The sequence below is a fragment of the Novosphingobium sp. KACC 22771 genome (genome assembly GCF_028736195.1).
GTDB lineage: Bacteria > Pseudomonadota > Alphaproteobacteria > Sphingomonadales > Sphingomonadaceae > Novosphingobium.
Genome location: NZ_CP117881.1, coordinates 1,107,786 through 1,123,618 on the forward strand (window position 1 = coordinate 1,107,786; position 15,833 = coordinate 1,123,618).

Annotated in this window: 17 protein-coding genes; 10 read left to right on the plus strand and 7 right to left on the minus strand. The window is 64.3% G+C overall.

What is annotated here, in order from left to right; translation table 11 throughout:
* Positions 1–95 precede the first annotated feature (95 nt).
* Positions 96–923, minus strand: a complete 828-nt coding sequence (locus PQ467_RS04950) for a zinc-ribbon domain-containing protein (RefSeq protein ID WP_274176092.1) — start codon at positions 921–923, stop codon at positions 96–98.
* Positions 924–1,133: 210 nt separating this feature from the next.
* Here PQ467_RS04950 and ftsE point away from each other — a divergent pair, with 210 nt between their 5' ends.
* Genes ftsE through PQ467_RS04970 form a run of 4 tightly spaced genes read left to right on the plus strand, consistent with a single transcriptional unit; the run spans position 1,134 to position 4,148 of the window.
* Positions 1,134–1,859, plus strand: a complete 726-nt coding sequence (ftsE, locus tag PQ467_RS04955) for a cell division ATP-binding protein FtsE (protein ID WP_274175438.1) — start codon at positions 1,134–1,136, stop codon at positions 1,857–1,859.
* Positions 1,856–2,908 carry a cell division protein FtsX gene (locus PQ467_RS04960; RefSeq protein ID WP_274175439.1) on the plus strand — a complete coding sequence of 351 codons (1,053 nt, stop codon included), beginning with the start codon at positions 1,856–1,858 and terminating at the stop codon, positions 2,906–2,908. The genes ftsE and PQ467_RS04960 overlap by 4 nt, the downstream gene beginning before the upstream one ends.
* Positions 2,909–3,439 carry a YdcF family protein gene (locus tag PQ467_RS04965; protein ID WP_274175440.1) on the plus strand — a complete coding sequence of 177 codons (531 nt, stop codon included), beginning with the start codon at positions 2,909–2,911 and terminating at the stop codon, positions 3,437–3,439.
* A gap of 1 nt (position 3,440) precedes the next feature.
* Positions 3,441–4,148, plus strand: coding sequence for a lysophospholipid acyltransferase family protein (locus tag PQ467_RS04970; RefSeq protein ID WP_274175441.1), 708 nt, complete (start codon positions 3,441–3,443; stop codon positions 4,146–4,148).
* A gap of 275 nt (positions 4,149–4,423) precedes the next feature.
* Here the strand turns inward: PQ467_RS04970 and PQ467_RS04975 are convergent, their stop codons facing one another.
* The gene (locus PQ467_RS04975) at positions 4,424–5,332 is read right to left on the minus strand and encodes a prephenate/arogenate dehydrogenase family protein (protein WP_274175442.1); all 909 of its coding nucleotides are present in this window, start codon (positions 5,330–5,332) and stop codon (positions 4,424–4,426) included.
* Positions 5,333–5,334: 2 nt separating this feature from the next.
* Positions 5,335–6,432, minus strand: coding sequence for a pyridoxal phosphate-dependent aminotransferase (locus PQ467_RS04980; protein ID WP_274175443.1), 1,098 nt, complete (start codon positions 6,430–6,432; stop codon positions 5,335–5,337).
* A gap of 101 nt (positions 6,433–6,533) precedes the next feature.
* On the opposite strand from PQ467_RS04980, the gene metX reads away from it, so the two are divergent.
* The 3 genes from metX to ftsH all read left to right on the plus strand — a co-directional run bounded on the left by metX (position 6,534) and on the right by ftsH (position 10,306).
* Entirely contained in the window at positions 6,534–7,655 is a 1,122-nt protein-coding gene (metX, locus tag PQ467_RS04985) for a homoserine O-acetyltransferase MetX (protein WP_274175444.1), read from the plus strand.
* A gap of 8 nt (positions 7,656–7,663) precedes the next feature.
* Complete coding sequence (metW, locus tag PQ467_RS04990; RefSeq protein WP_274175445.1) at positions 7,664–8,257, plus strand: methionine biosynthesis protein MetW; 594 nt, start codon at positions 7,664–7,666, stop codon at positions 8,255–8,257.
* A gap of 102 nt (positions 8,258–8,359) precedes the next feature.
* Positions 8,360–10,306 (plus strand): ATP-dependent zinc metalloprotease FtsH, encoded by a 1,947-nt coding sequence (gene ftsH, locus PQ467_RS04995; RefSeq protein WP_274175446.1) that lies wholly within the window; start codon positions 8,360–8,362, stop codon positions 10,304–10,306.
* 143 nt (positions 10,307–10,449) lie between these two features.
* On the opposite strand, the gene rpoZ is transcribed toward ftsH, so the two are convergent.
* Both rpoZ and PQ467_RS05005 read right to left on the minus strand, forming a co-directional pair.
* On the minus strand, positions 10,450–10,794 hold the full coding sequence (rpoZ, locus tag PQ467_RS05000; RefSeq protein ID WP_274175447.1) for a DNA-directed RNA polymerase subunit omega: 345 nt from the start codon (positions 10,792–10,794) through the stop codon (positions 10,450–10,452).
* 103 nt (positions 10,795–10,897) lie between these two features.
* Positions 10,898–12,442 (minus strand): replicative DNA helicase, encoded by a 1,545-nt coding sequence (locus tag PQ467_RS05005; RefSeq protein WP_274175448.1) that lies wholly within the window; start codon positions 12,440–12,442, stop codon positions 10,898–10,900.
* Between the two features lie 180 nt (positions 12,443–12,622).
* Here PQ467_RS05005 and PQ467_RS05010 point away from each other — a divergent pair, with 180 nt between their 5' ends.
* From PQ467_RS05010 to PQ467_RS05020, 3 genes are read left to right on the plus strand one after another with little or no spacing between them, the layout of a single operon-like run.
* A complete protein-coding gene (locus PQ467_RS05010) occupies positions 12,623–13,141 on the plus strand; it encodes a UPF0262 family protein (protein ID WP_274175449.1) in 519 nt (172 codons plus the stop codon).
* 51 nt (positions 13,142–13,192) lie between these two features.
* Positions 13,193–13,921, plus strand: coding sequence for a glycoside hydrolase family 25 protein (locus tag PQ467_RS05015; protein WP_274175450.1), 729 nt, complete (start codon positions 13,193–13,195; stop codon positions 13,919–13,921).
* Entirely contained in the window at positions 13,900–14,370 is a 471-nt protein-coding gene (locus PQ467_RS05020) for a cytidine deaminase (RefSeq protein ID WP_337995114.1), read from the plus strand. Before PQ467_RS05015 ends, PQ467_RS05020 begins: the two co-directional genes overlap by 22 nt.
* On the opposite strand, the gene PQ467_RS05025 is transcribed toward PQ467_RS05020, so the two are convergent.
* The gene (locus tag PQ467_RS05025; RefSeq protein WP_274175452.1) at positions 14,367–14,801 is read right to left on the minus strand and encodes a nuclear transport factor 2 family protein; all 435 of its coding nucleotides are present in this window, start codon (positions 14,799–14,801) and stop codon (positions 14,367–14,369) included. The genes PQ467_RS05020 and PQ467_RS05025 overlap by 4 nt on opposite strands.
* Positions 14,802–15,054: 253 nt before the next feature.
* On the minus strand, positions 15,055–15,786 hold the full coding sequence (locus PQ467_RS05030) for a nuclear transport factor 2 family protein (protein WP_274175453.1): 732 nt from the start codon (positions 15,784–15,786) through the stop codon (positions 15,055–15,057).
* Between the last annotated feature and the right edge of the window lie 47 nt (positions 15,787–15,833).

Consider the following 15,833-nt stretch of genomic DNA (forward strand, 5'->3'; position numbering starts at 1 on the left):
TCAGAAGCTCTGACCCATCAGTGGGGTAGGAGGGCGCCCCTAACAGAGGAGTTTGGGCTTGCCAAGCACTGAATCGAACCTGTGGAAAATTTGTTTCAATTCACCTTCCATTTCACCTCGGCCGAGACCGCCGCTTTGGGCGCGTCCACGATCGCGGTGTTGATGGTCAGGTTCTCGCCGGGGTTCAGCACCGGCTTGGGCGGCGCTGCCTCGACCGTATAGACCGCACGGTTGCGCGCATCGCGCAGCACGATCATCAGGCTGGGCACGCTGCGGCGGTTTTGGCCGATATTGGTGATCGTGCCGGAAATGTTGAAATAATCGTTCTGATTGTTGAGCGGACGGCGCTCTTGACGCGCGGCGGGGAAGGTCAGTTTGAGATCCGGCTCGCTATGCCCGGTCTGGGGCAGGGGCAGCCATGCGGGCAGGCCGAACTGATAGACCGCCGCCATCGCGCCCGTGGCCATCAGGGCAAAGCCGACCGCCAGCATGGTCCACATACGCGCCGGATTGCGGCGCGGGCGAAACGGCGGCTCATGGGCAAAGCTCGACGGCGTGGCGGCGAAAGTATCGGCAATCGGAGGCGGCGCCTGCTCAACCGGGGCGGGCGGGGGGGCAGCGGGCGCCGGAGCAGGGGCCGCCGCAGGAGCCCAGGGCGCGACCGTTGGCGCAACGGGTGCCGGTTGGGCCGCCGCCGGTTGCGCCGGGGCGGGCGCCGCCGGTGCCTGCTGGACGGGCGGCGGGGCCAATGGCGGCGATACCGGCGCGGGCGGAGGCGCGGGCTGGGCGGGCACCTCGATCACCGGGCCTTCCTGAAACCAGCTGTGGCGGCAGGTTGCGCAGCGCACGGTCCGGCCATCGACCCCGATGGCGCTGTCGGGGACGGCATAGCGTGTCGCGCAAGCAGGACAGGCAATAATCATCGCCATCAGCTAAAGCATGCAACCCTTGCACAGCACAAGAGGAACAGGGGGCGACCGCGGTGCGAACAGCCATTTTTCCACCGCCCTTTTTTCGCGCGCAAAGCCGTACTATAGCTGGCGAACGATGGTCGAACGCTCTCCCGTTACCAGCCTGCAATGCGGCATCTCGCGCGGATGTTTTTTCGCGCCCCTTGCGTGTGGAGGGGCCAAATGACGGGCATGGCTGGGGAAATCGCCCGCTTTGACAATGTGGGTCTGCGCTATGGCCCCGACCGCGAGGTGCTGTGCGATGTCGGTTTCACGCTGCATGCGGGCCATTTCTATTTTCTGACCGGGGCCAGCGGCGCGGGCAAATCCTCGCTGCTGCGCATGCTCTATCTGGCCCAGCGCCCCTCGCGCGGGATGATCAGCCTGTTCGGCACCGATGCGATCACCCTGCCGCGCCACCGCCTGCCGGGATTTCGGCGGCGGATCGGAGTGGTCTATCAGGATTACCGGCTGGTCCCGCATTTGTCGGCTTTTGACAATGTGGCGCTGCCGCTGCGGGTGGCGGGCGTGCCGGAACGCGATGTGGCCCAGCCGGTCAAGGATATGCTCGAATGGGTGGGGCTGGCCGACCGGATGGGTGCGCGCCCGGCCACGCTGTCGGGCGGCGAGCAGCAGCGCGTCGCGATTGCGCGCGCGGTGATCGGGCGCCCTGAACTGTTGGTGGCCGACGAGCCGACCGGCAACGTCGACCCCGATATGGCGATCAAATTGCTGCGCCTGTTCGAGGCGCTCAACCGGCTGGGTACAACCGTGGTGGTGGCCACCCACGATCTCCATCTGTTGCAGAAAGTGCCGGGCAGCCTGATCATGCGGCTGGACCGGGGGCGGATGTCGGACCCGACCGGCGCGCTGCGCTATCCCCCGCGCCGGGAGAACGCCCAGTCATGAGCCAGTTTGGCATGAATTTCGACGACGAGCAGGTGCAGATCCCGCAGCGCCCGCTGGCCCCCACCGGAGGCCCGGCCGACCCCGCGCCCGCCGCATCGCGTCGCGGCTGGTTTTCGGGGCGCGCCGCGCTGTCGGGCGAGGGCAAGCTTGCGGGCTGGCGCGCCTTTGGCAGCGGCGGTGAGGGCGTGCTGGTGCCGCAGGCGCGGCTGTCCGGCCCCACGCCTTGGGTGATCGCGATCATGGTGACGATCACGGTGATCGCAGCGGCCACGGGCCTTGCGCTGCGCAATATCGCCAATGCCGCCGCGCTGGACCTGGCCGGAGGGGTCAGCGTGCAGATCATCGAGGCGCAGGCTCCCCTGCGCGCCGCGCAGGCTCAGGCCGCGCAGCAGGCGCTGTTGACCTTGCCGGGGGTGATTTCGGCCCGCGTGGTGCCCCAGGCGGAGCTGGACCAACTGCTGGTGCCCTGGCTGGGCGCGGGCATGACGGACGGTGATATGGTGCCCGTGCCCGCGATGATCGACGTGCGGATCGAGGGGGCGGCCGATGGCGCGCGGATCGCGGCCTTGCGCGGCGCGCTGGGTCGGGTGGCGCCGGGCGCGCGGGTGGATGCGCAATCGCATTGGCTGGCCCCGGTGTTCGAGGCGATGGATTCGCTGCGCTGGCTGGCGCTGTCGATGATCGGCCTGTTGGCGCTGGCGCTGACGGCGGCGGTACTGCTCTCGGCGCGCTCGGCGCTCGGCACGCATCGGCAAACGATTGAGATCGTGCATAATCTGGGCGGGACAGATGCCCAGATCGCGCGGATTTTCCAGCGCTCGATGGGCATGGACGCGGCCTTGGGCAGTCTGGTCGGCATGGTGTTGGGCCAGATTGCGGTGGTAGTGCTGGGGGCGCGTTTTGCCGGGCTGGGCGCGGGGCTGCTGGCAGGCGGGGTGCTGCGGCCGCTCGATTGGGCGGTGGTGGCGCTGGTGCCGGTGGCAGCGGTGGTGCTGGCGATGCTGACGGCGCGGCTGTCGGTGCTGATCGCGCTGCGAAGGATGCTCTAGATGCTGCGCCGCCTCCTTGCGCTGCTGCTGACGGTCTGGGCGCTGGGCTTTGCCGGTTTTGCCGCGTTTCAGCCCCAACCCGCCCCGATCGCCAAGGCCGACGGCATCATCGTGCTGACCGGCGGCGAGGGGCGGATCGCGCGCGGGCTGGATCTGCTGCGCGATGGCGCCGCGCCGCGCATGCTGATTTCGGGCGTGGACCCGGAGGTCAAGCCGGGCGAACTGGCCGCTCAATTCAAGATCGGCGCCGCCTTGCTGGCCTGCTGCATCACGCTGGGCTATGAATCAGTCGATACGCGCAGCAACGCGCGCGAATCGGCCCAATGGATCAAACGTTACGGATTGCGCCGGGTGCGGCTGGTCACCTCGGACTGGCATATGCGCCGCGCCGCATGGGAATTGCGCCAGACCATCCCGCCGGGCGTTGAATTGACAGAAGACGCGGTGCCCACACGGCCCTCGCTGGGCATCCTGTTTGCCGAATACAGCAAGTACGTGTTGCGGCGCCTGTGGCATATCGGAAAAGGTTGATATGAATAAATCGCCGCTGGGCATCGGCAACGCATTGCGCTCGATGGCCTTCTCTTTGTTTTTCTACACCTGTTCGATCCTGATGGGGCTGACGATCCCGTTCTTTATCGGGTTCGGCGGGCGTGATGGGGCGATCTGGATTTGCACCCGATGGTCAAACATGCACCGCTGGGGCGTGGTGCATATCATGGGGGTCAGGATCGTGGTCGAGGGCACGGTGCCTACGGGCGCGGTGTTTGTCGCGCTGAAGCACGAAAGCATGTTCGAGGCCATCGACCTGCCCACGCTGCTGCCTTTTCCGGCGGTGTTCGCCAAGGTTGAGCTGCTGCGCGTGCCGATGTGGGGCCGCGCGGCGGGTCTCTATGGTCTGGTCCCGGTCGAGCGCGATCAGGGCGCCAAGGCCTTGCGCGCCATGGTCTCGGCCGCGCGCAGCCTGTCGCAGCAAAACCGTCCGCTGGCGATCTTTCCCGAAGGCACCCGCGTGCGCCACGGCACACGCCCCGCGCCTCAGGCCGGTTTTGCCGGGCTTTACAAGATGATCGGCCTGCCGGTGGTGCCGGTTGCGGTCAATTCCGGGCCGCTGCTCCACGGTTTCTGGAAAAGGCGCGGGACGGTGACCTATCGTTTTGGCGAGGTGATCCCCGCCGGGCTGCCGCGTGAGGAGATCGAGGCGCGGGTGAAGGATGCGATCAATGCGTTGAATGATTAGGGAAGATTTGTGCCTCCGGCGGGCAAAGGGCGGGGGCCCTTTGCAATCCCGATAATGGGGTGGCCGATTGTTGAGGTGGTGTTAGGGCGATGTTTTGAAAGCCTGCGGCGCGGTGAGGGAATCCTTGGACGCGCCGCAGGCTTTATCATTTCAACGGCACGTCCGACACAATACGTCGAACCCCATGCGCGACAAAGACAGTCATGGGAGCGCGAGGGGCCAACCGATTTGTCTCGACAAATCGGCACTCCTAACGAGTCCCTCGCATTCATCCCTTAAACCTTTCCATCCCGCCCGAAATTGGCGCTGGCCACATCCTGACCCTGCTCGATGATCGAGCGGCGGATGGCGCGGGTGCGGGTAAAATGGTCGAACAGCTTGTCACCATCGCCAAGGCGGATGGCCTTTTGCAGCTCGGTCAGGTCCTCGGTAAAGACCTGAAGCATATGGAGAACGGCGTCGCGGTTATAGAGGAAGACATCGCGCCACATGGTGGGGTCCGATGCGGCGATGCGGGTGAAATCGCGAAAACCGCCTGCGGAATATTTGATGACTTCGTTTTGGGTCACTTCTTCGAGGTCGCCCGCGGTGCCCACGATTGTGTATGCGATCAAATGCGGCAAGTGGCTGGTGACGGCCAGCACGCGGTCGTGATGCGCGGGGGCCATGATTTCCACCCGCGCGCCAATCGCCTGCCACAACACCGAGAGGCGCTCGATCTCAAAGGGATCGGTGCCCTCGGCCGGGGTGATGATGCACCAGCGGCCCTCGAACAGGCTGGCAAAACCGGCGTCCGGGCCGGAATTTTCGGTGCCGGCCACCGGGTGGGCCGGGATGATCGTGTGATGGGGCAGAACTTCGCCCAGCACTTTGGCCACCGCCTCTTTGGACGAGCCGACATCGGAAATGATCGCATCGCCGCGCAGGCCCGGCGCGCATTCGCGGGCCGCATCGCCCATCGCGCCCAGCGGCACGCAGAAGATCACCAGATCGGCCTCGCGCACGGCTTCGGCCGCGCTGTCGGCCACATGGCCCACCAATCCGCGCTCGGCGGCGCGGGCGCGGGTGACCGGGTCGCGGTCATAGCCCGACGTGGCGATTTTGGGCAGATAGTGCTGCACCGCAAGCCCGATCGAGCCGCCTTGCAGCCCGAGGCCGATGATGGCGATCCTGGCGTAGGACATGCTTACACGCCCCGCGCCAGACGGGTGATTTCATCGGCGATCTCGTCCATCTGCGCCGCGCTGCCGATGGTGATACGCAAGGCCTGCGGCAGCCCCTGATTGGGCAGCCAGCGGGTGATGTAGCCAATGTCCATCAACGCGTTATAGACCGTCTCGGCCTCCAGCGCGCCTTCGAACAGGATCAGCACGAAATTGGCCTGCGACGGCAACGGCCGCACGCCATGATTGCCCAGCGCCGCAAGCCGTTCGACGAAACGCGCGCGCACCGTGGTATTATGCTCGCGGCTGGCCACGACAAAATCCTGATCCGCCACGGCGGCAAGGCCCATCGCCTGCGCCGTGTTCGACAGGTTGAACGGCCCGCGAATGCGGTTGAGCGCATCAATGATGTGATCGGCCCCCGTGCCCCAGCCCAGACGCTCGCCCGCAAGGCCGTAGATCTTGGAAAAGGTCCGCGTGACCAGCACGTTGCCCGCCGATTCGGCCAGAGCCAGCGCGCCATCCTCGTCTTCGGGCGCGACATATTCGCCATACGCCTGATCCAGCACCAGCAGCACATCGGAGGGCAGCGCGGCATGCAGGCGGGCAATCTCGCCGCGCGGCAGGAAGGAGCCGGTCGGATTGTTCGGATTGGCGATGAACACCACCCGCGTCCGCTCGCTCACCAGCGCCAGCAGCGCATCGACATCGGTGCCGTAATCGGCGTCGGGCGCAACAATCGGCGTTGCCCCGCAACGGCGCGCGGCAATATCATAGACCGAAAAGCCATAGCGGACATAGATCACTTCGTCGCCCGGCCCGGCATAGGCTTGCGCGGCGATATGCAGGATCTCATCCGAACCCGTGCCCATCACGATGCGGGCGGCAGAGATGCCATGCAATTGGCCAAGAGCGGCGCGCAGGGCATTGCTGTCGGGATCGGGATAGAGCGCGGGGGCCGCCGCCTGCGCGCGCGCCGCAAGAGCGACCGCCGACGTGCCCAGCGGGTTTTCATTGGCCGACAGCTTGGTCAGCGGCTTGCCGTCCTTGCCCTTGGACTTGCCGGGGACATAGGCGTGGATCGCGCTGATCCAGGGCTTTGGGGTGGGAAGTTTGGTCATGATGGCGCGGCCCATAGCCCAACATGGCGCGAAATGACAGGGGGGCAAGCATGGACTTGCCGTTGACTTCCCGCGCGCCAGCGCCCAATTCAACGCGCATAATGGCCAGTCTCTTTACGCCCTGTTCGCAAACCTATGACCTGCCCGATCCGCTGCCGCTGGATGGCGGACAAAGCCTTGAAGGCGTGCAGATTGCGTTTGAAACCTATGGCGCGCTCAATGATGCGCGCGACAATGCGATCCTGATCTGTCACGCCACCACCGGCGACCAATATGTCGCCAGCCCGCATCCCATTACCGGCAAGCCGGGATGGTGGGCCAAGATGGTCGGGCCGGGCAAGCCGATCGACACGGATCGTTTCTATGTGATCTGCCCCAATGTGCTGGGCTCCTGCATGGGCACGACCGGGCCGGGCAGCCTTGCGCCCGATGGCTTGCCCTATGGGCTGCGGTTTCCGGTCATCACCATCCGCGACATGGTGCGCGCGCATATGGCCCTGCTCGACCATCTGGGGGTGGAGCGGCTTTACGGCGTGGTGGGCGGCAGCATGGGCGGGATGCAGGCGCTCTCGCTCTCGATCCACTGGCCAGAGCGCGTTGCGCGGGTGCTGCTGTTGGCGACCACCGCGGTGATGCCGGTGCAGAACATCGCCTTTCAGGAGGTGGGCCGCCAGGCGATCATGGCCGATCCCGATTGGCAGGGCGGGGCCTATTACGGCACTGGGCGGGCGCCCGATGCGGGCCTCGCGGTGGCGCGGATGGCGGCGCATATCACCTATCTGTCGGAGGAAACGCTCTCGGAAAAATTCGGGCGGCGGCTTCAGGATCGTGACGCGAAAAGTTTCGGATTTGGCGCGGATTTTCAGGTGGAAAGCTATCTGCGCTATCAGGGCAGCAGCTTTACCGGGCGGTTCGATGCCAATTCCTATCTCTACATCACCCGCGCGATGAGCTATTTCGATGTGGTCGATGAACGTTTCGGTCCGGGCCACAATGCCCGCCTGTCCGAAGCCTTTGCCGGGGTAACGGCACGCTTCTGCGTGGTCAGCTTCGACACCGACTGGCTCTATCCCACCGCCGAATCGCGCAAGATCGCCCATGCGGTCAATGCCGCCGGGGCGCCGGTGTCCTTTATGGAACTGGCCGCGCCGTTCGGGCATGACAGCTTCCTGCTCGACGTGCCCGCGCTCGACCGGGTGATTACGGGATTTTTGAGCCGATGAACCGGATTATGGCAACATTGCGCCCCGATCTGGCGGTGATCGCCGGGCATGTGGCGGCGGGCGCGAAGGTGCTGGATGTGGGCTGCGGCGACGGCACGCTGATGGCAGCGCTGCGCGATGAGCGGGGCTGCGATGTGCGCGGGCTGGAGATCGACCCGCATAATGTCGCCGAATGCGTGGGGCACGGCCTTTCGGCCATTCAGGGCGACGCGGACACCGATCTCGCGCTCTATCCCGACGCCAGTTTCGATTATGCGATCCTGAGCCAGACCTTGCAGACCACCAAGCGGCCCGACATGGTGCTGGAGGAATTGCTGAGGATCGGGCGGCGGGCCTTTGTGTCCTTTCCCAATTTCGGCCATTGGCGGGTGCGCAGCGATCTGCTGTGGCGCGGGCGGATGCCGGTGACGCGGCTGTTGCCGGTGGGTTGGTATGAAACGCCCAATATCCACCACCTGACCATCGCCGATTTCCGCGATTTCGTTGCTCAGCGCGGGCTGAAGGTGGAAGGTGCGTGGTATCTCAATGGCGACAGCCTGATCAGCCCCGCGATGGCGACCTGGCGCGCGGAACATGCGGTCTATCTGCTTTCGCGGGGATAATCGCTTCTGATCGGTAAACTCGATCGGAATATACACCTTCCCTAACTTGCGATTCAAACCCGCCGCCCTACATTACATGGGTGTGAAAGGACGCGCCCCTCGATGAATGACGAACAGCCCAATGGAAACCCCTGGACGAAGAGCCTTTTGGTATGGGGGGGGATCTTCCTCGCCCTGTTCTTCGCCGTATCGCTGTTCAGCGCGCGCAATGATATTGGCGCGCAGGCGATCCCCTATTCCGAATTCCGCGCCAAGGTCGCCGAGGGCAGCGTCTATGACGCGCAGGTGGGCGAACAGCGGATCACCGGCAAGTTCAAGAACGGCGAAGCCTACAGCACCGTTCCCATTCCCAATGACGTGACGCTGGCGCCGCTTCTGGCCCAGAATAACGTCAAATATCAGGGCAAGGCTCCCGAAGAGCCGAACGTCCTCCTCTATATCCTGTTGCAGGCTCTGCCTTTCCTGCTGATCGTGGCGGTGGGCTTCCTCGCCATGCGTCAGATGCAGAAGGGCGGCGGCGGCGGCGCGATGGGCTTTGGCAAGAGCAAGGCCAAGATGCTGACCGAAAAGCAGGGGCGCGTAACCTTTGCCGATGTGGCGGGCATTGATGAGGCGCGCGAGGAGCTGGAGGAAATCGTCGAGTTCCTGCGCGATCCGGGCCGCTTTTCCAAGCTGGGTGGCAAGATCCCCAAGGGCGCGCTGCTGGTCGGTTCGCCGGGGACGGGTAAGACGCTGCTGGCCCGCGCGATTGCGGGTGAGGCGGGCGTGCCCTTCTTCACCATTTCCGGTTCGGATTTCGTCGAAATGTTCGTGGGCGTGGGCGCAAGCCGCGTGCGCGACATGTTCGAGCAGGCCAAGAAGAACGCCCCCTGCATCGTCTTCATCGACGAAATCGACGCGGTGGGCCGCAGCCGCGGCAACGGCCTGGGCAATTCGAACGACGAGCGCGAGCAGACGCTGAACCAGTTGCTGGTCGAGATGGACGGGTTTGAAGGCAATGATGGCATCATCATCATCGCCGCGACCAATCGCCCCGACGTGCTGGACCCCGCGCTGCTGCGTCCGGGCCGTTTTGACCGTCAGGTCGTGGTGCCGGTGCCCGATATCGAGGGTCGCGAAAAGATCCTGGCCGTGCACATGAAGAAAGTTCCGCTGGCCCCCGATGTTCAGCCCCGCGTGATTGCGCGCGGCACGCCGGGCTTTGCGGGTGCGGATCTGGCCAATCTGGTCAACGAGGCGGCGCTGCTGGCGGCCCGGCGCAACAAGCGTCTGGTGGCGATGCAGGAATTCGAGGACGCCAAGGACAAGGTCATGATGGGCGCCGAGCGCCGCAGCATGGTCATGACCGAGGAAGAGAAGAAGATGACCGCCTATCACGAGGCGGGCCATGCGCTTGTCTCGGTGAATGAGCCGGCCAGCGATCCGATCCACAAGGCGACGATCATTCCGCGCGGTCGCGCGCTGGGCATGGTCATGCGCCTGCCGGAGCGGGACAGCTATTCGTACCACCGCGACAAGATGCATGCGAACCTCTCGGTCGCCATGGGCGGTCGCGTGGCCGAAGAGCTGATCTTTGGCTATGACAAGGTGTCGAGCGGCGCGAGCGGCGATATCCAATATGCCACGGGTCTGGCGCGCAATATGGTCACCAAATGGGGCATGAGCGACAAGCTGGGGCCGTTGCAGTACGAGGATCAGAACGAGGGCTATCTGGGCATGGGCGCCAGCCAGCGCCTGTTCGCCTCGGACGAGACCAACAAGCTGATCGACAGCGAGATCCGCAATCTGGTGGACAATGCCCATGTGCGGGCCACCGACCTGCTCAAATCGCAGATCGACAAGCTGCACACGCTGGCGCAGGCGCTGCTGGAATATGAAACGCTGACCGGCGATGAGATCAAGCAGGTGGTCGACACCGGCAAGATCGACCGCCCCGAAGCGCCCAGCGGCATTCCGCTGCCCGCCGCGATCCGGGGCACCAGCGTGCCGCGTTCGGGCCGCTCGGGTCTGGGCAACGGTCTGGGCGGGATTTCGCCGCAACGGGCGTAAAAGCGCTTTGAATATTGGAGGAGGCCCTGCCAGCATTGGCGGGGCCTTTTTCTTTGGGCGGCGCGTGGGTCGCCCGCAAAAAAGACCCCGGAAAAGCCGAAGCTCTTCCGGGGTCTTTTGTTTTAATCGCCGAAGCGATGAAATCAGCCGTCGTAATCCCCGCCCAGGGAGGTGTTGCGCACCGGAGCCGCAGCGGTAATGCGCAGCGCTTCGGCCGACTGCGAGAGCGAGCCGATGTCATCGACATCATCGTCATCGTCGGGCAGGACGCGCTGCATCGAGGTGATGAGCGATTCCTTGAGGATCTTGGGACGGACGGTTTCCTCTGCGATTTCGCGCAGGGCAACCACCGGGTTTTTATCACGATCGCGATCGAGCGTCAGTTCCGCACCGCCCGAGATTTCGCGCGCGCGCTGGGCAGCCAGCAGCACGAGATCGAAGCGGTTGGGGATCTTGTCGACACAATCTTCAACGGTTACGCGCGCCATGGGCACTCCGTCTTGAATAGGGAAATTCCAGCGAACCTTGGCGCCTAGGCGGCAAAGAGGCGAAAGTCAAGGATTCGTGAGGCCAGAGAAGGTAGGGCGTGCCTCACTCCTCCAGGTCATAGGAATAATTGGCCAATTCCTCGGGCGCCAGATCGCTGAACTTGGTGATCTTGGCCTCAAAGCGCATGCGGACCTTGCCGGTGGCGCCGTGGCGCTGCTTGGCGATGATCAGTTCGGCAAGGCCGAACACGCGCTCCATTTCCTCCTGCCACTTGGCATGGGCCTCGACCACGGCTGGCGGATCAGTGGGGCCGGGTTCTTTGGGTTCGCGGCCTTTGACGTAATAGTCCTCGCGGAACACGAACCAGACCATATCCGCGTCCTGCTCGATCGAGCCGGATTCGCGAAGGTCGGAAAGCTGGGGCCGCTTGTCCTCGCGCTGTTCCACCGCACGGCTGAGCTGGGACAGGGCGACCACCGGAACATGCAGTTCCTTGGCCAAGGTTTTCAAACCGCGCGAAATTTCCGAGATTTCATTGACGCGATTGTCGGTCGCCCGCCCGCTGCCCTGCAAAAGCTGAAGGTAGTCGACGATGACAAGGCCGATGTCATGGCGCCGCTTCAGCCGCCGCGCACGGGCGCGCAGACCCGCAATCGTCAGGCCCGGCGTATCGTCAATATACAGCGGCAACTGGCTCAGGCGCTGGCTGGCAAAGGAGAGCGCCTGAAAGTCCTCGCGGCTGATCTTGCCCATACGCAGCGCGGACGAGGAGATCCCCGATTGCTCGGCAAGGATACGCGTGGCAAGCTGATCCGCGCTCATTTCGAGACTGAAAAAGGCGGTGGCCGCGCCGATGCTCTTGGCCGGATCAAGGCCCAGCTCGCGGTCGGTCAACAGGCGGTTGGCCGCGTTGAAGGCGATATTGGTGGCCAACGAGGTTTTGCCCATGCCCGGACGGCCGGCCAGAATGATAAGGTCGGAATCGTGCAGACCGCCGATGCGCTGGTTGACCGAATCGAGGCCCGTTGTCTTGCCCGCGACATGGCCGCCGCTGTTGAACGCCTTTTCAATGCCCGAAATGGCCACGCGCGTCGCTTCGCCAAAGCTCTTGGCCTCATTCGCACCGCCCGCGCCGTCGGCCACCTTGTAGAGCGCGGCCTCGGCGGCCTCGATCTGTTCGAGCGGCTCGACCGATTCGCTGGTATCCATCGCGCCCTGAACCAGATCGCGCCCCACGCGCACCAGTTCGCGCAGCAGCGCCAGATCGTAAATCTGTTCGGCCAGCACGCGCGGCGCGATCAGCCCCTGACCATCGGCGGTCAGGCGGCCCAGATAGGCCGTGCCGCCCAGCGCCCGCAATGCCTCGTCGCTCTCGAAATAGGGCTTGAGCGTGACCGGCGTGACCACGGCCTTGCGATCCAGCAATTGCAGGATCCGCTCAAAGATGCGGCCATGGACAGGTTCAAAGAAATGCGCGGGCGACAAGGGCTTGGCCAATTCCTCGACCACGCGGTTGTCGATCAGGATGGCGCCCAGAAAGGCGGCCTCCGCCTCGATATTGGCGGGCAGCGCCTGCGCGCGCGCGCCGGAATCATTGGCGGGCGAAAACGGCAGAGCCGGAGCGAGATGGGTTTCAGATTGTGCCATGGATGGGCCCTCATGCGCCCAGCGGCGGGGCGGCGCAATGGGGGAGCGGCGGAACGAGCCTGTGGATAATGGGGATTGGGCCGAAGCGTTGCCAGAGAGGCCTATCGCGACACAGATAATACCATAGTTCCTTGCACCCCCTTGCCTGCGCCCCTCGCATTTGCGAAATGAGGAGGTCTTATGCTGTCCAACCTGCCTCCCGTGGCGCCCTCTGCGCGCATTTCCAGCATCGAGCTGGACGAAACGACGATTCTGCGTCGCAACGACGATATCGAGCAGGAGCGGCGGGTGGCGGTGTTCGATCTGATCGAGGACAATGTTTTCAAGCCCTTGCGCATCTGGGATGCGGGCTATCATGGGCCCTATGCGGTACGCCTTGCGGTACATGACGGGCGCCTCTCGATGGAGATCAGCGACGGGCGCGAAGGCCATGAGGGCGAATTGCTCGAAACGATCATGCTGGGTCTGGGGCGCTTCCGCCGCTCGATTCGCGAATATTTCGCCATTTGCGAAAGCTATTATCAGGCCATCCGCAAAGCCTCGGCCAAGGAAATCGAAACGATCGACATGGCCCGGCGCGGGGTCCACAACCATGCCGCCGAACTTCTGCTCGAAAGGCTGGAGGGTAAGGTGGAAACCGACTTCCCCACCGCGCGCCGCTTGTTTACGCTGATTTGCGTACTGCATATCAAGGCCTGATGACGATTCGCGTTTCGTGCGGACGGGCCATCACAAAGAACGTTGAATAACATGGCAAAAACCAAAACCCGTCCGCGCGGCAAGGGCCGCAGCGGGCGCCCGTCGCTTCTCTGGCGTCTGCTGGCGGTGCTGGCGCTGCTGGGCATCGTGGGCGGGGTCTGGGCGTGGTGGAGCATGCGCCACTGGCAGCCTGATCGCACGACATTCCCGACGCAGGGCGCGCTGGTGGGCAGCGCTGACGGGCCGGTGGATTTCGTGGCATTGAAGGCGATCGGCGCCAATTTCGTTTATATCGAGGCTTCGGCCAGCGCCTTTGCACGCGATCCCGCCGTGGTGAAAAATCTGGATGCGGCGCGCGCTGCCGGTCTGCCATGGGGCGCGCTGCATAAATATGACCCGTGCCAGCCCGCCGACAAACAGGCCGCCAATTTCGTCACCATTGTCCCGCGTGATAAAAAGATGCTGCCCCCCGCGGTCGAGCTGGAGCAACTGGCCGATCATTGCCCGGTGCCGGTGTCGGACGCGGCCGTGGTCAGCGAGTTGATGACCTTCCTCAACCAGATCGAGACCCATACGGGCAAGCCGGCGGTGCTCAAACTGGGCCGCGAATTTGAAAAGACCTATCCCATCGCCGCCACGCTCGACCGCGCGCTGTGGCTCAGCGCGGATCGGGTGCAGCCCGATTACGGCGGGCGCCCATGGGCGCTGTGGACCGCCAATTCGGGCCTGCAAACCTCGGCGGCCGAGCAGCCCTTGCGCTGGGTCGTGGTGCAGAGGTAACAAGGCATATGAACCATGATCGTGATAATTTGATCGCTACGGCCCGCGCGGCTTCAGCCCGCGCCTATGCGCCCTATTCGGCCTTTCATGTCGGCGCGGCGCTTGGCTTTGCCGATGGCAGCGTGGTGACAGGCGCCAATGTCGAAAATGCCTCCTATGGCCTCGCGCTCTGTGCCGAAACGGTGGCGGTGTCGCGGGCGATGGCCGATGGCGTGCGCGGCGGGCTGGTGGCCGTGGCGGTGATCGGCGGCGCGCCCGGCGAGGATGGCGTGGCCCAGCCCGGACCGGGGCCGGTCACGCCCTGCGGGCGCTGCCGCCAGGTGCTCAATGAACTGGCGCAACTGGGCGGCACCGATCCGGTGGTGTGGAGCGCATCGGCCGATGGCGTGGCGGAAATGAAGCTGTCGGAATTGCTGCCGCTGGCCTTCGGCCCGGCCAATCTGCTCTAACCCTGCCGAAAGTCCAGACTGCCGCGCCTTTCGGCAAACTTCCACGCGCCTGCGTCGAGTACCAGACGATCCTGATAGCTGCCCACCAAAGGCGGCTTGGGGGATTGCAGCGGCAGGCCTTCACCATCCGCTTCGCCGGTGAAGAGCAGGATCTGGCTGTAAGCACTGGCGCTTTGCCCGTCATCGGCCACATCGACCACGATATTGGCCACGATATGCCGACTGGCGCGCGGCGGGCGGGCCTGAAACGCGGCCAGAATCGCCTCGCGCCCGGTCGTGAAGCTGTCGGGCGCGGTTGGGCGGTTCATGCGGCCGTCCTGCGTGTAGAGCGCGGCAAGGTCTTCCCATTGCCCGGCGTCATTGAGGTGGACATAGCGCGTGATCAGGCGGGCGATGGCGTGTTCGGCAAGCATGCGGTCGAGGTCGGTCATGGGCATGGGCTTTAGCAGGTTTTGCCTCCGGCGGGCAAAGGGACTTGTCCCTTTGCAATCCCGTTAATGGGGTGGTTTTTCGGGGGCATGGGGGTGATTGGGATTAAAGCCTGCGGCGCGGAAAGCGCAGCCTTAGCCGCGCCGCAGGCTTTCAATTTCAAACATAGCGTCCGACACTCAACGCCGAACTCCATGCGCAAACGCAGACAGTAATGGGAGCGCGAGGGACGAGTCCCTCGCACCTAACCCTTCTTTAATCCTTGAACCCTTCCCGCGCCCGCGAATTGTCCAGCACGATGGGCGCGCCGGTGACGGGGTGGGGATAGTGGAAAGGCACCGTATCGGTCGCAGGCCACAGGCGGGGCAGGGGATCGACCAGCGCGTCGGGGCCGAGCGGGTCTTGGGGGAAGAGCGTCTTGGTCATCGGCACATAGTCGATGGGGGTCTTGGCCCAGCCATCGGCGAAGGTGCCGTGCCAGAAGGGGAAGTAGCGCAGCGCCTTGATTTTCCAGACCAGTTCGCCCGCCGCATTGGCCTCGCGGACATATTCGTTTTCATAGAGGCCGCCTTCCCACCATGCGCGCTGGTTGCCCTCCGCGCTTTCATGCAGGCCCGCCTGCATCATCGAGCGGCCGCGCACATGGGCGGTCTTGCGGTCGGGCGCCACGTCGATCACCATCTGCAACTGGGGATGGTCAAGCAGCCAGCCATAGCGCGGGCCATTGTGGCCCTGGGTGAACTGGGTCTGGAACCGTTCGATATAGAGGCGGCGGACCCCGGCCTTGCCCTTGTAGATCCCGCCCAGAAACCACACTTCGCCTTCATCGGAGAAGAGATCGACGACCTCATTATATTGTGATTTATCAATGAAGAAGCCATAGGTGTACTGGATGCGGCGGATCTGGTGAATATCCTGCTGGATGGCCAGATCGTGCTCGACGCGTTCAAGGCGCGCGGCAAGGTCTGCGAGGGTTGCTTCAGACATGGTACTCTCCTGGAGAAACGAACCTTTGGGCTCTGTGAATCTTTGCC